Raw genomic sequence first — 14,404 nt, 5'->3', positions numbered from 1 at the left:
GGTTAAGTAAAACCAACAAGGGCCCGCAGGCCCTTTTTTAATATTGTTTTAGCTTAGCTTTGTACGCTAACCGCTTGCAGTGATTCGCTTTGATAACAGCCCAATACGCGTGCGTATTGGGTATGCGCTTTAAGCTCTTCTAAGGCCTGCTTAACATGGCTATCAGCTAGGTTGGCTTCTAAATCTACATAAAATACTTCTTCCCAAGGATTACCCGGCACTGGACGAGACTCTAATTTTACTAGGTTTATATTGTGCTGTTTAAAAATCATCAACGCATCAGCGAGTGAGCCTGCTTGCTGCTTGGTTGCCATAATTAAACTGGTTTTAGTGGGGATTTGTTTAGATACATGCAGTGGTTTGCGTGCAACCACAATAAAACGACTATGGTTTTCTTTTTGATTAGCAAGATTGGCTTTAATGACTTCCAGCCCAACATTTTTACCTGCTTGTGCAGATCCAATAGCCCCGCTGTTTGGTGTTTCAAGTGCTGATTTTAATGCACTCGATGTTGAATCGCAGGTTTCATGCTGTAACTCGCCAAGCCCTTGTAAAAAACGGCTACATTGAGCAAACGGTTGCGGATGAGCAAATACCTTAGTTAACTGGCTAAGCTCTGTGCCAGGGGGGGCTAATAAACAATGCTCTACACTGTGAGTGACTTCCCCCACAATAGAAACCTGCGCATGTTGCAGTAAATCAAATACTTCATTAATACTGCCCGAGCTGGTGTTTTCAATCGGCAACAAGCCAAAGTCAGCTTGGCCCTTTTCTACTTTAGCGGTGATCTCATCAAAAGAACTACAGCCAATTTCAACCAGTTTACCAGGCCTGCGGCTAAAGTACTTATGACATGCAAGTTGACTGTATGAGCCCTGTCCGCCTAAGTAGGTAACGCGGTGCGTTTCACTTAGCGCATCAGGATTGAGGTTTTTTTGTAACATGGCTTGTTGATGTAATACAGAGTCCTCCAAAATAGTTTGAAAAACATTATTAACATAATAGGCATCCAAACCGAGGGATTTACCATAACCGATTAATTTTTCGAGTAATGCTAATTCACGTGCTTCATCACGAATTGGTTTGTTATTCGCTATTTTATATTCAACAACACCATGGCTAATACGGCGTCGCTTTGCTAATAACACCAGTAGGTCGGAATCGATTTCATTTATATCGTGCCTAAGAGTGTCTAAAACATCGTTGCTCATTTGGTTTTCCTCATTCCAAAATAATTGCTGTGATTAACAGCATAAACAAAAAAGCCTCCCAGTTGGGAGGCTTTACTATTCGTTGATTTTATCTCACAAACAGCTCAGCCTCTTCTACATAAAGAAGTGAAAAAAAGCTGGGAAGTTAAGTGAAATATATATGCTCATTACCCTAATGTATGGAGACTTACTAATAATGTCAACAATCACTTAGCGGTATTCAATGTTTTAAAATTTTTTATGGAAAATAAGGCTATTTTTTAAAAGTTTACAAATAATTTATAAACTTTAATTTATATCTGGTATATTTCTGTTATTAGTAAAAATAATAAAAAATAATAAGGCTGACATTTGTGTATCGACGCCCTCCATCACGCTTTGGAATAAATTCACTTAGCGTAAAGCTATCGCTATTGATCTCTTGCATTTGTTTAGTCGCAGGGATTTGCGCGGCTACCTTAATGCTCAAGTCAGAAGAAAAACAGCTGGTTTTTGAAGATCATGAAGTATTAAAGCAATCAAATGAGCTATTAATAAAGCAATTTAATAACCTGATAGCGACCAAAGTGAAAATTGCAGAGCAAGCTAATATTGTGGTTAGTGAGCAATTATTTGCAGGGCAACTGTCATTTAAAAATGATAAAGCACCCACAATGCAACTTACAAATGATGGTTCAGTGCGCAGCGCGTCTGCCGATGGGCTATCTGCCGCGTTTATACCCGAAAATGCCTATTCCCCTTTTTATAAACAATTGATTGCAGACTCCGAGTCGCTTTGGAAAGTGCTCTCTCCTACGCTAATTCAAGACTTCTATAATTTTTATCTTATTACTAAAGATAACTTTATTCGTGTTGCGCCACCAAACTGGGCACTCACTATACCTGGAGATTACACATTTAATCACAGTGAAAGTTTTAACTACGCCAAATCGTTAACTAACCCTGCGCGTCAAGCTCAGTGGTCTAGAGTGTACTACGACAAGGTCTGGAATAAGTGGGTAGTGAGTTTAATTGTACCTGTTTATAGAAACGATGAGTTTTTAGGCGTGACCGGCAGTGATGTTTCACTCAACTCTCTCATATCGCAACTACCCATCGGCGGAAAAGAAAAGCACTTAGTGGTGTTTGATAAGCAAGGGCAGCTATTAGCGCATCCTAATTTAGGGGCCGATAGTTATAAAAAATATGGCGAAGCGGGGAAAAAAATACTGCCAGAGGATTTTATTTCCCCTGAATTAAAGCAAGTTATTGATAACGTAGGACAAATGAAATTGCCTGAGTATGCCGACTCATTCTCATTAAATAATGAAGACTACATTATAAATATCCACAAAGTTGAAGGTATAAATTGGTATGTAGGTGTATATAAAAAGCGCTCTTCAACATTGTCAGCACTTAAAGATTTAAAGCTTAAGTTTTTTGGACTGTTTATTCTTTATGCCATTTTAGTTGCTTTATTACTACACCAAGCACTTTATCAACTTGTATTAAGACGTCTTCATTCATTGGTTTATGCAGTGACTCATTTTGGTCGAGGGCAGTTAGAAATTGATTTTCCTAAAGAAAACAAAGATGAAATTGGCACGCTTAATGGTTCATTCAAAGACATGACCGTTGAAATTCGCAAACTCATCGATGGATTAAATCAGCGCATAGTAGAAAAAGAAACTGCAGAAAAGGCAGCTAATCGTTTGTCTAAAGCGGTTGCCTTTTCAGGAACTGGTGTGGTGATCACCGATGAAAACTTTGTGATTGAATACGTTAATCCAAAAATGTTGGAAATGACTGACTTTACAGAAAGTGATTTTCTGCGCCAGCCACTTCTGACTATTATTGCTAATGAAATGAGTATGCTAGTAGAAGATATTGACAGTGATTTGCGTAGCCGCAATTATTGGCGAGGGGATACGCTTATTGAAGCACAAAACAAGCCGCCAATATGGGTATCGCTAAGTGTGTCACCTATTCGCGAAGATGGCGGTAAAATAACCAGTTATGTGGCTTCAGCACAAGACATTTCATTCGTCAAAGAAAGCCAACGAAAAATGGAGCAGCTTGCTTACTTCGATACACTAACTGGGCTTGCCAATCGTACATTTTTCAGAATGCAACTTAGAAAGTCAATGGCACTTGCAGAAAGAGGACGTTACTCGTTTGCTTTATTTTATTTCGACCTTGATGAGTTCAAGCGCATTAACGATACTTTAGGGCATGATGCAGGTGATCAGTTATTGGTTGAAGTGGCGACACGTTTAAAGCAACGCTTACGAGCAGAGGATACTATAGCCCGTTTAGGGGGCGATGAGTTTGCGGTATTACTGAGCGGTATTGAGCATCAAAAAGAAGCATCGGAAGTCGCTGACACGATTCAAAAAACGTTAAACCAGCCAATAAAATTAGGCAGTAACGAAGTCATTGTTAGTGCCAGTATTGGTATTACTTTGGCGCCATTTGATAGCCTAGAAGAAGATCAGTTATTAAAACATGCCGATTTAGCCATGTATGAAGCAAAAGCGAAAGGGCGTAATACGTTCCACTTTTACAGCCAAGATCTAAATGCAGCCGCCAATGAGCGATTATTCCTTGAAAATGAGTTGCGCCACGCAATTAAAGAAAAGCAACTCACACTGCATTATCAGCCACAAGTTGATTGTCGCGATAATAGTGTAGTGGGGTATGAAGCTTTGCTTCGCTGGTTCCATCCTACCCAAGGGTTTATTCCACCTACCAAGTTTATTCCTATTGCTGAGGCAACCGGTTTAATTGTGGAACTTGGTAAGTGGGTATTACAACAAGCGTGTGAGTTCACTAAACGACTAGAGCAACAAGGTAGAGCGAGTAACATGTCGATAAACCTGTCAGCAAGGCAGTTTAAAGACGCAAGCTTAGTACCTATGCTGAAAAAAATAATCATAGAGACGCAAATTAATGCTAAAAGCCTGCACCTTGAACTTACTGAGAGCATGCTAATGGGTAATGTTGAGGCGGCTATTGATCAGTTACATCAATTGAAAAAGCTGGGTATTTCAATTTCTATTGACGATTTTGGTACAGGCTATTCTTCGTTGAGTTACCTTAAACGTTTTCCTGTTGATATTCTTAAAATTGACCGCTCGTTTGTTAAAGATATTCCTGAAGATGATAATGATATGGAGATCACAGCAGCGATTATTGCGATGGCACAAAAGCTGAAGCTTGATGTGGTTGCTGAAGGGGTTGAAACGATAGAGCAGGTTGAATTTTTGCAAAATAATAATTGTTTTATTGTGCAAGGGTATTACTTTAGTAAGCCCGTATCAGAAGCTGATATCCCCGCATTATTTGACCAATTAGCGTCGCTAAAAACTATTGAATAGGCCAATTGCGGGCTAACCACCCGCAATTTTTACTTTGAATTTTAACCCTTCTAAAATCGCTTTTAATTTATCGCGATCATCACCTTGTACTTCAATAACGCCCTCTTTTACTGCGCCGCCTTGGCCCATCTTACTTTTTATTGTTTTTGCTAATTTTTTTAAATCGTGTTGTTGTGGATCTACCCCTACAACTAACATAACGCCTTTACCTTTTCGGCCTTTGGTTTGACGTTCTATACGGATAGAGCCGTCTTTAAATAATTTTATATCGAGTTCTTTTTCTGGCTTTGGCTGGTCAATTCGCCCCGTTGCAGTGGAATACACTAAGTGACTATCACTCATAATTAACCTATTTAAAATTGGATATAATGTTGCAATAAATAATAACAAATTTGTGAGGCAAAGACGTAATTTTTATGTTTTTAAAAAGCACTTCAAATTTGCTAGCACTCTAAAAATATCCATGCTAGTATTTTGGCATTGTAGATGTTTGGATGGCCAAATGATTAATTCTTACTTAGAACACGCTCAGTTAAATGTTGAGCAACAGTTAATTAACACTGAACTAGAAAAGCTCGAACATTATCTAAACAGTAACGCGGCACCGGTTGTACGTTGGCAGTATCAAATTCCTGAGCTAGGTGAGGGGGGAGCATGTAGCTTATTTGGTTACTTGCAGGATGAGCCGTTTAAATTAAACGAGTATGTTAGTCAAAATACGCAAACAACAGCAAAGCTCGCACAACTTCAATTAATTGTTGACTATGTAATTGAAAAAACTCAGTTAGATTGGTATGGCATTTATCAAAATACCGACACGGATGAAGGTAAGCAGTTATTAAAGCTCGCTTATTTTGGTGCACCGAGTCGCCCTTTATTTCCGCTCACCGCTGAATTTGCAACCGGTAGTAATAATGTGCAAGTGGCACTCAGTGGTAAAGGACGTGTCATTAATAATATTGAGCAATATTTAGCCGCGGGTGGTGAGTATTACACCTGCGATCCGAAAGTAAAAGCAGAGGCCTGTTTACCACTATTTAATGCGCAAAAGCAGTGCATTGGCATTGTCGATGGTGAAGCCTTTAGCACGGATTTTTTTGATAATGCGACACTCGCATTATTAATTGCATGCTGTATTAAAATTCCTCACTTTTTAGTGTAAATAACACTGGTCAATCGAGTGAGTTTTTATGTTAAGCTTAGCGCAACAGCTAACCCCTAAATAACGAAGAGATAGTCAATGTTCTCAGTATTAAAACCATTACCAACAGACCCTATTCTTGGCCTTATGGCGGCCTATAAGCAAGATACTAACCCTAATAAGATTGACTTAGGGGTTGGTGTATATAAAGACGAGCAGGGGAATACCCCGGTATTAAAGTCAGTAAAAAAAGCAGAAGCGTTTCGTTTAGAAAATGAAATGAGCAAATCTTACATTGGTCTTGCTGGTAACTTAGATTACTGTCAACAAATGGAAAATCTTCTTCTTGGTGAGCACCCAGCATTATTAGCTAATCGCGTACGCACAGCACAAGCACCTGGTGGTACAGGCGCACTTCGTGTTGCAGCAGAATTTATTGTACGTTGTAACCCAGGCGCTACTGTATGGGTTACTAACCCAACGTGGGCTAACCACATTAGCTTATTTGAAGCTGCAGGCTTAACTGTTAAAGAATACCCATACTACGACTACGAAAACAAAGATTTATTGTTTGATGAAATGGTTGAAACATTAACACAGGTGCCTAAGGGCGATGTTGTGTTATTACATGCATGTTGTCACAACCCAAGTGGTATGGATTTAAACGAAACACAATGGAATACCATTGCTGAACTTGCAAAAGATGTGGGCTTTACGCCATTGATTGATATTGCATACCAAGGTTTTGGTTCTTCTTTAGAAGAAGATGCGAATGGTTTACGTATTTTAGCCAATGCGGTTGAAGAGTTGATCATTTGTTCATCATGTTCTAAAAACTTTGGCTTATACCGTGAGCGTATTGGTGCGTGTTCAATTATTGCAAAAGACAGTGCAACCGCTGATATTTCAAACTCGGTATTATTAAGTGTGGTACGTAGCATTTATTCTATGCCGCCAGCGCACGGTGCAGACATTGTAAACACCATTTTAAGCAGCACAGAGTTAACGCAGTTATGGCACAGTGAACTAGATGAAATGCGTAACCGTATTAATGGTTTACGTAGTTTAATTAAAGACAGCCTTGCAGCCAAAGACATTGCTCAAGACTTCTCATTTATAGACCGCCAACACGGTATGTTCTCTTTCTTGGGTATTAATAAAGAGCAAATCGAGCGTCTACAAAAAGACTACGGTATTTATATTGTGGGCTCTAGCCGTGTAAACGTAGCGGGTATTAGTCAAGCAAACATCGATTACTTTGCTAACGCGGTTGCTGATGTGTGTAAGTAACCAATAATAAGTTTTAGCTTAATAGCAATAAAAAACCGCACACTCGTTGCGGTTTTTTATTGTTTGTAATACCCATTTCCTTATATCAATCTGCTTAGATATAGGGGAGTTTAATTTGTTAAATTGTTCAAATATTTATGCAAATTGGTACTACAGCCAGCGAATGGCACCTGCAATACGCTCGCTGTACACATCCACCGGTGAACCAAGGTTTGCAATTAGTACGGTGTCTGCTTGCTTTCCTCGGCTTATATGGCCTGCATAACGTGCATCACTAAACTCACCCGAGCCAATTTCAAAGACTTTATTATCACTAGGGACAATAAATACTGTTATGGGCCCAAAGTCCGATGCAAACACTAAATGGATGCCTTTCTCGCCTTGAAAATCGCAAAAGTTAACATAAGTAACTTTCCCAGGTAAATCATTAAGTTGACCGCCAAGTAAAGCCAGCTTTTCGTTGACAGTTTGCAAGCTGATCGGCTGGGTTTTATTTAACGCGTTTAGTTCATGATAAACATGTGCTAACGCATGCTCGCCAGCTGCATGATTCAAGTTTTGCTCTGAGCTAAACATAAATGCACTCACAGCAATTACAAACGAGGCTGCTAATGCTAAATAGATGCGGTAAAACTTAAAGCGTGAGCGTGAATCAACTACATTGCTTTTTTGTTCAAGATCATCTTTTCTGGCTTTTTCTTTTAACGAGGTGTTTAAAATAATCCGTTCAGCAAGATTATCAGGCACAGCAATATCAAGCGCATCATTTAGTTGCTTATCAAATGCTTTGTGTTCATTTAAAAACGCTTGCCTATCGGGACTGCTATTTGCAAATTCCAGTAGTTCTTTGTCTAGCTCATTTGGCTGTGCAATCGTGCGGCGACGAAACTCAAGTTCATCCATTACTTTGATGCTCCTTTAAGTTGTTCATCATCACGGCTTAGTGCCTCTTTAAGTTGATTTTTAGCTCGAAACAAACGAGTCATCACGGTATTTTTGTTTAAATCGAGTATGCTTGCAATTTCATCCCCGGAGCAGCCCATAACCACTTGTAAAAGTAGAGGCTCTTTGTACTCATCGGCCAACAACGAAATTTGCCGTTGAATAACGGTTTGCTCCATTTCATCATCTAAAGAGTGACTGGTTTGATCTACTAGCGTGTCGTTGTCTACATCACTGTAATCAAATTGCTTGCGCTCAAAGCGCCTTGCATTTTCACGCCTTAAAATGGTTAATAACCATGGCTTAGCCGCTTTTTGGTCTATTAACGAATCAAGTGATCGCCAAGCCCGCAAAAAAGTTTCTTGTACTAAATCATCGGCAATATTCGGATCGTTACATAACCAGTAAGCGAAGCGATAGAGTTCCTTATGATAAACGTGAACCAGAGCTTCGTAGCGTTGTTGCTTTTCAGCCATATTTAGTAAGACCTGATCATTCGATTTTTTATTTCCAAACATAAGCATTTTTTAATTAAAATTATTATAGGCCAAAAAAGCAAAATACAATTGTGATCAAGAATACAGCTCTTTTAACGCAGGTGATGATGGCTTAGCTGTTTGCGATTGATGTGCCTTTAACATGCTAACTATAGCGTCTAAGTTGGCGCTAGCCGTTTGCTTACTGTACAACTGTGCTTGTAAATTGTTTACCTGCGCGGTGAACTCTGAGTTGTTTATCATAGCGCATAAATGGGATAAGGCCCCTACCTTTATACCTGTAAGGGTTAGCGCATACTGATTAAGCGCATCGTAAAATGCTTTTTCGTCATGGCTTTTAGCGAATAGCAACAGGGCTTTTAAATGTGGTTGTTGATTTGTTTTATTACTTGTTTGAGCCGCTTGTTGCACTTCTTTAGTTGGGCGTTTAATAAAGTAAAAAATCACCGTCGCAATCCATAAAACATAACCAAGTGCGGCCACAATAATTAGCCACAGTGGTGTGGCAGTTTGCTGTTGCACTGTAACTGCTTGCTCCGTTGACTCTGCCATAGTGTTATTTAGATTGTTTTCAGCTGGCGGATTAAGCGTTTGCACTGGCGCTGTTGTACTGGGTGTTACTGTAATAGTGCGCTCAGGTAAGGTCGCGTAACTAATTCGATTCATTTTGGTGTTATACCAAGGCAGGCTAATTTCAGGCAATGTGTAAGTGCCAGATGTTTGTGGCAGTAGCGCATACGAGGCCGTTTGCTGTGATACCACTCGGCCATCGCGTACCGCATTATTGGTTTCTTTTTCATCAGGGTAGCTGCGAATACCATTAATAGTAGGCATATCAATTTCGGGTAACTGCTCTTTAGTCACCCCTAAGACGGTAAGCATAATTGTACGTGTTATCGGCGTACCGGCTTCAACGGTATTATCCTCTGGCTGCCATTGCTCGGTTAAGCTCACCAGTTCACTGGGTAACCAGTCTCCTTGATAGTTTTCAGGGATAGGTTTAATTTCAATTTGCTGCTCATCGCCAAGCGCTGACACTTCCAATTGGCGATAGTTTTGCTGAATACGCCCCTGAAAAACGGGCGCTGCAATAGTGTAGGCGCCACTTTTTTGGGGCTGAATTAAATAATTACGGGTGATCACTAAATAACGTTTACCGTTAACCAGTTCATAATCTTCGCTTTGTTTACCGAGTTGGGTAAGTTGGGCATCTTCCATACTTGGCGCACTTAAGCTGCCATCAAGAAGCTCTTTGGCTAAGTAAAGTTTAATAGTGTAAACACCGGCCTCTTGTACAAATAAGCTATTATTTGAGAGCGAGGTTTTTAAAAATATATCATTATTTTTATCGGTATCGCTACTGCGCTCTTTTACTGATAGAACAATCGGTTTTGTGCTCAGTCCTGCGACATTAAAACTGGGAATGGTGTATTCGCCAGCCTTGCGGGTCATCAGTTTAACTGACCAAGTGGTTTGCTTTTTTATACTGCCATTAATAATGTTAGTGCTACTACTTAAGCTCATCGGGCCGACTACAAAATCGTTTAATAACGCTGAGGTGTCGGGTTGTTGCCCTTTTATTGAATCATCAATGCTAATATTAAGCATAAAAAATTCACCCGCTAATACTGGGTTTTTATCAACGCTTGCCTCCAAAGTGGTGGCGGCCATTAATGGCATGGCAGTTAATAGCAATAAACAGCAAAATAATCGCATTACCATGATTTTTCTACTCCTGTTGGACGGCGTTGATATTGTCTTTTTTGGGCTTCTAATTGCATCTTGTTTCTTAATAAAATAGCGGGATCGTCGGGCACTTTTCTTAATAACTGATTTAGTTGCTGTGCTTTTTCTTTTTCTTCATTAGTGAGCTCAGCGGCTTGTGCCTGCATGGCTTGTTGCTGTGCCTGCTGTTTTTGCTCATCAGAGGGCGGTTGCTCACTCATTTCATTAGGTTGATTTTGCGGCTCATCTTGCTGCGGTGTATTCTCGTCTTTATTTTCATTTTGTTGGCTTTGTGACTGAGCTTGCATGTCAGGCTCATTTTGTTTATCTGATTGCTCACCAGATTGGCCTTGCTGATCTTTTGATTGTTCCGAGGGCTGATCCGATTGCTGCTCAGTGCTTTGGCTGTCCTCTTCGCTTTTATCTGCGTTGTTTTTCTCGCCATTTTTTTGCTGATCTTGTTTTGATTTTTCTGCATCCTCTTGACTTTGCTGATCTTGATTTTGCGAATCATTACCTTGCTGATTTTGTTGATCTTGCTGTTGATTCAGTAACTGCTCAACAAGTGCTTGATTTTCAGCGGCTTCACTAAAGTTATCTTGCTTTGCTTGCGCTTGTTTATACGCGTCAATGGCGGCTTCTAGTTGCCCCGCTTTAGCTAAGGCGTTGCCATAGTTATAATAACCGGTTGCTGATTTATCTTGGCTAAACTCATTCAAGGCAGCATCAAATTGCCCTTGCTGATAAAGAGCAGCCCCTTTGAGGGCGCTTGAGCGAGCCTGAGCTGCTTGTTGATACGCTTTGTTATTGTATGCATCTAATGCCCGTTGATCGGTATTTTTAAACAGGGTTGGCAGCTCTGCGGCATGCACATTTTGCTGAGGTAAAAAGCTTAGTAATAGCACTGCGCTAACTAATGCAGATCGTCTAAATAAATACAAAGCTAAAGGCAGTAAAATAAGCAAGCCATAAATACCGGCGTCGATGCGCCATAGCGCTAAATTGGGTTTTTCACTTTTTAGCACTTCGCTATTTGCTTGCGGCGAAAAAACGGCAATGTCATTATTGCTTGGTTGGTAATTGGCATATTGACCACCACTATTTTTTGCAAGTCCTTCAAGTAAAGAAGTGTTAAGTGTTGGCACTACAATTTGACCATAATTATCTTTTAAAAATCCGCCTTCAGGTAACTTTATAGGGGCTCCTTGCGCGGTGCCTACGCCGTAAATATTAAGTCGATATTGGCTAGCGTTAGTAAAACGGCTCACATCACTTTGCTCTTGTTGTTCAATACCATCGGTGATCAAAATAATATCGCCATCGAGGTAGCCGGCTTGGCTTAGTAGCTCTTGTGCCATATCTAAGCCAGCGAGTACGTTTGAGCCTTTATCTGGCATAATTTCAGGGCTTAAACTAGGAATAAGGTTGGCAAGAGTCTTCGCGTCGTTGGTCAGTGGTGAAATAGTGTAGGCAGTACCTGCATACGCAACTAACGCAGTATCACCTTCTTTAAATAGCTCAACCATATCAAGCGCTTTAAAACGTGATTGCATTAATCGATTAGGGGCAATGTCGGTGCTGTACATAGAGTAAGACATATCCATAACAATAACGCGGGCACTTTTACTTTGAAACACGGGTACTTGTTTTTCTTCAAAGCTTGGTCCTGCACTAAATATAATCGCTAAATTACAAAACAACGCAACCAACCACAGCGGCTGGCGAGCTTTATTGTTTGATTCACTCATTACAAATGGTGCCAAGTGCGGCGCAATAAGCGGCGCTGACTGGGTTTTTTTATGTTTTAGCAAGGCAATAAAAAATAACCCTGAGGCAGGGAGTAACAGCCATAAAATAGCAGGACGAATAAATTCAAAATCCATTAGTTTGGCTCCTTCATTGCGCGCATCGTTTTTATCAATGCCACTGCACTTATGAGTAAAATGGCCAGTAATAACGGGTAATAGAACAAGGCAGTTTGTGGGCGAAAGGTTTGCTCATCGGCACTAATTGGTTCAAGCTTATCAAGCTCAGCGTAAATCTGTTGCAGGCCAGCCACATCTTTTGCCCTAAAATACAAACCACCTGTTTGCTCAGCAATTTTTTTCAATAAGCCCTCGTCTAGGTTACTGCCCCCAGAGCCCATATTAAATAAACTAAAGCCGCGCGGGTTATCTGAACCGACTCCAATGGTGTACACTTTTATACCTTCTTCACGGGCAAGTAACAGTGCATCTTCTGGGTTCAAATTTCCCGCGGTGTTTTGTCCATCGGTTAGTAACACTACAATACGGTTACTTTCTTTTTTACTGGCAAAGCGCTTAACCGATAAACCTAAAGCGTCACCAATCGCCGTGGCGCGTCCTACTAAACCAATTTGCGCCTCAGAGAGCATTTGACTGACGGTTTTTACATCACGCGTCAATGGGGTTTGTAAAAAAGCGGTATCACCAAATAATATAAGGCCGAGTCTGTCGCCTTGGCGCTGCTCTATAAAGTCACTTAGCACTGCTTTGACCATAGTTAAACGGTCAACATATTGGCCATTGTAAGCCATGTCTTGTTCGGTCATTGACCCTGACAAATCCACAGCGAGCATTATATCGCGGCCTTCGTTGGGTAGCGATATGGGCTCATCTAACCACGTTGGATTTGCTGATGCGGTCACTAATAATAACCACAGCAACCACTCGATAATATTCAATTTACGCGCACTTGGCTCTATGCTTTGATTGCTTAAATTATGTGATGCAAAACTTGGAATGCGCAGACGCGTGTTGGCATCATTGGCAGCGGGTTTTAATAGTAACAATACTAAAGGCAGTGGCAGTAATAAAAACAGCCATGGCCAGCTAAATTCAAACATGCAGCGGCTCCTTTAGTTTAAATTGTTTAATGGCTTGGCGAAATTTATCACTGAGGGCTGCCTGTGTTTGATTAGCGTTATATAGGCTTAAAATTTCTTCTTCTGTAAAGCCAATAGCTGAAAGTTGGTTTAATGTGTTGCACCAATGCGTTGTTGATTGCGCGGCTAAACGCGGTTCGTAATAGGTGATCACTAAACGCTTTAAAATGATATGTAATTGCTGCGCTGATTGGTGTTGAGTGGCTAATGCAATGGCATCACGTTTTGGCTTTTTAAAGCGATAATTTTTATAAATTATGACAATCAAGCTACACAATAAACACACAGCAATTGCAATAACAACCCACCAAGCAGGGGCTAGCGGCCACCAGTCGACTTGGGTGGGAGCAATAATATCGTGTAGACCATCAAGTGGAGAGGTTTGCATGATTTATTTTCTCACTAATTGCAGTTCGAGGGCTTTGGCTGCATCGAATGATAATAGATTCAGTCCTGACTTTGTTAAACGATGAACACGGGCGCTAAATGCGTGCTCAGCATTTTTGGCAAATCGTTGTCTAAAGCTCTTGTTCATTAAGGGCAGGGCAAATTGCTGATTATTAGCACTGACGGTTACCGTTTGTTTAAAAGCAGGTAATTGATGTTCAAAGGGGTCGCTAATATGACACCCAATCAGTTCACAATGACGCGCTAAAAGTTCAAGTTGCTTAAAGCTGGCGTCATCCAAGGCGTTAAAATCAGACACGATATAAACCAAACTACCGGGCTTAGCTAAGTGATTTAAACGTTTGAGGTTATCGCTAAAATTATTCGCGGCCGGCTTATCAATGTTTTCAAGAGCCAGCTGATGCGCATCGCATAAATTATGGCATAGTTTTAATACCGCTTTTTCACGAGCGCTGGGTTTTAGCTCTAAATGCGAGTGCTGATTAAACACAATACCGCCAATTCTGTCGCCACGCTGACACGCTGACCACGCAACTAAGGCGCTAATATGTGCCGCTTGCACCGATTTTAACAGTAATTGCGAGCCAAATAGCATTGAGTTTGAAAAGTCAGTAAACACAAATACCGGGCGCTCTTTTTCCTCTTGAAAAAGTTTAGTGTGGGTTTCGCCGGTGCGTGCGGTAACGCGCCAATCAATAGAGCGTATATCGTCACCGTTTTGATAATGACGCACTTCGGCAAATTCCATACCTCGGCCTTTGTGGGGCGCAAGGTATTGCCCCGCCAAGGTGTTTTTTATTCTAACTTTAGGTGCCAGCTCAAGCAGTTGCGCTTTTGCTTTATAATACATCAGCTCTTTAAGCGATAAATTAACACCATGGCTATGGCTTAATTTAAACCATGCCTGAGAATCAAAGTGTGTTTGCATA

The 14,404-nt window shown here is 40.7% G+C and carries 12 protein-coding genes; 3 read left to right on the top strand and 9 right to left on the bottom strand.

Features of this window, described 5'->3' with window-relative positions:
- Positions 1 to 53: 53 nt before the first annotated feature.
- Complete coding sequence (locus KG708_RS06660) at positions 54 to 1,211, bottom strand: chorismate mutase (protein ID WP_213608658.1); 1,158 nt, start codon at positions 1,209 to 1,211, stop codon at positions 54 to 56.
- A 353-nt stretch (positions 1,212 to 1,564) separates the two neighbouring features.
- Here KG708_RS06660 and KG708_RS06655 point away from each other — a divergent pair, with 353 nt between their 5' ends.
- Complete coding sequence (locus tag KG708_RS06655; RefSeq protein WP_213608657.1) at positions 1,565 to 4,567, top strand: EAL domain-containing protein; 3,003 nt, start codon at positions 1,565 to 1,567, stop codon at positions 4,565 to 4,567.
- A 12-nt stretch (positions 4,568 to 4,579) separates the two neighbouring features.
- On the opposite strand, the gene KG708_RS06650 is transcribed toward KG708_RS06655, so the two are convergent.
- Positions 4,580 to 4,909 carry a stress response translation initiation inhibitor YciH gene (locus KG708_RS06650; protein WP_213608656.1) on the bottom strand — a complete coding sequence of 110 codons (330 nt, stop codon included), beginning with the start codon at positions 4,907 to 4,909 and terminating at the stop codon, positions 4,580 to 4,582.
- A gap of 160 nt (positions 4,910 to 5,069) precedes the next feature.
- On the opposite strand from KG708_RS06650, the gene KG708_RS06645 reads away from it, so the two are divergent.
- Both KG708_RS06645 and KG708_RS06640 read left to right on the top strand, forming a co-directional pair.
- Positions 5,070 to 5,729 carry a GAF domain-containing protein gene (locus KG708_RS06645; protein WP_213608655.1) on the top strand — a complete coding sequence of 220 codons (660 nt, stop codon included), beginning with the start codon at positions 5,070 to 5,072 and terminating at the stop codon, positions 5,727 to 5,729.
- 78 nt (positions 5,730 to 5,807) lie between these two features.
- Entirely contained in the window at positions 5,808 to 6,998 is a 1,191-nt protein-coding gene (locus tag KG708_RS06640; protein WP_008464755.1) for an amino acid aminotransferase, read from the top strand.
- A gap of 150 nt (positions 6,999 to 7,148) precedes the next feature.
- On the opposite strand, the gene KG708_RS06635 is transcribed toward KG708_RS06640, so the two are convergent.
- Genes KG708_RS06635 through KG708_RS06605 form a run of 7 tightly spaced genes read right to left on the bottom strand, consistent with a single transcriptional unit; the run spans position 7,149 to position 14,403 of the window.
- Positions 7,149 to 7,901 carry a DUF3379 family protein gene (locus tag KG708_RS06635; RefSeq protein ID WP_213608654.1) on the bottom strand — a complete coding sequence of 251 codons (753 nt, stop codon included), beginning with the start codon at positions 7,899 to 7,901 and terminating at the stop codon, positions 7,149 to 7,151.
- A complete protein-coding gene (locus KG708_RS06630) occupies positions 7,901 to 8,458 on the bottom strand; it encodes a sigma-70 family RNA polymerase sigma factor (RefSeq protein ID WP_213608653.1) in 558 nt (185 codons plus the stop codon). Before KG708_RS06630 ends, KG708_RS06635 begins: the two co-directional genes overlap by 1 nt.
- A 54-nt stretch (positions 8,459 to 8,512) precedes the next feature.
- Entirely contained in the window at positions 8,513 to 10,159 is a 1,647-nt protein-coding gene (locus tag KG708_RS06625) for a BatD family protein (protein ID WP_213608652.1), read from the bottom strand.
- Complete coding sequence (locus KG708_RS06620; protein ID WP_213608651.1) at positions 10,153 to 12,045, bottom strand: VWA domain-containing protein; 1,893 nt, start codon at positions 12,043 to 12,045, stop codon at positions 10,153 to 10,155. The genes KG708_RS06625 and KG708_RS06620 overlap by 7 nt, the downstream gene beginning before the upstream one ends.
- The gene (locus tag KG708_RS06615) at positions 12,045 to 13,028 is read right to left on the bottom strand and encodes a VWA domain-containing protein (protein WP_213608650.1); all 984 of its coding nucleotides are present in this window, start codon (positions 13,026 to 13,028) and stop codon (positions 12,045 to 12,047) included. Before KG708_RS06615 ends, KG708_RS06620 begins: the two co-directional genes overlap by 1 nt.
- On the bottom strand, positions 13,021 to 13,455 hold the full coding sequence (locus KG708_RS06610; RefSeq protein WP_213608649.1) for a DUF4381 domain-containing protein: 435 nt from the start codon (positions 13,453 to 13,455) through the stop codon (positions 13,021 to 13,023). The genes KG708_RS06615 and KG708_RS06610 overlap by 8 nt, the downstream gene beginning before the upstream one ends.
- A gap of 3 nt (positions 13,456 to 13,458) precedes the next feature.
- Positions 13,459 to 14,403, bottom strand: coding sequence for a DUF58 domain-containing protein (locus KG708_RS06605; protein ID WP_213608648.1), 945 nt, complete (start codon positions 14,401 to 14,403; stop codon positions 13,459 to 13,461).
- Between the last annotated feature and the right edge of the window lies 1 nt (position 14,404).

This window comes from Pseudoalteromonas sp. (assembly GCF_018402495.1).
Lineage (GTDB): Bacteria > Pseudomonadota > Gammaproteobacteria > Enterobacterales > Alteromonadaceae > Pseudoalteromonas.
Note: the sequence above shows the minus strand (reverse complement) of the source record. Positions and strands in the feature narration are given on the sequence as shown.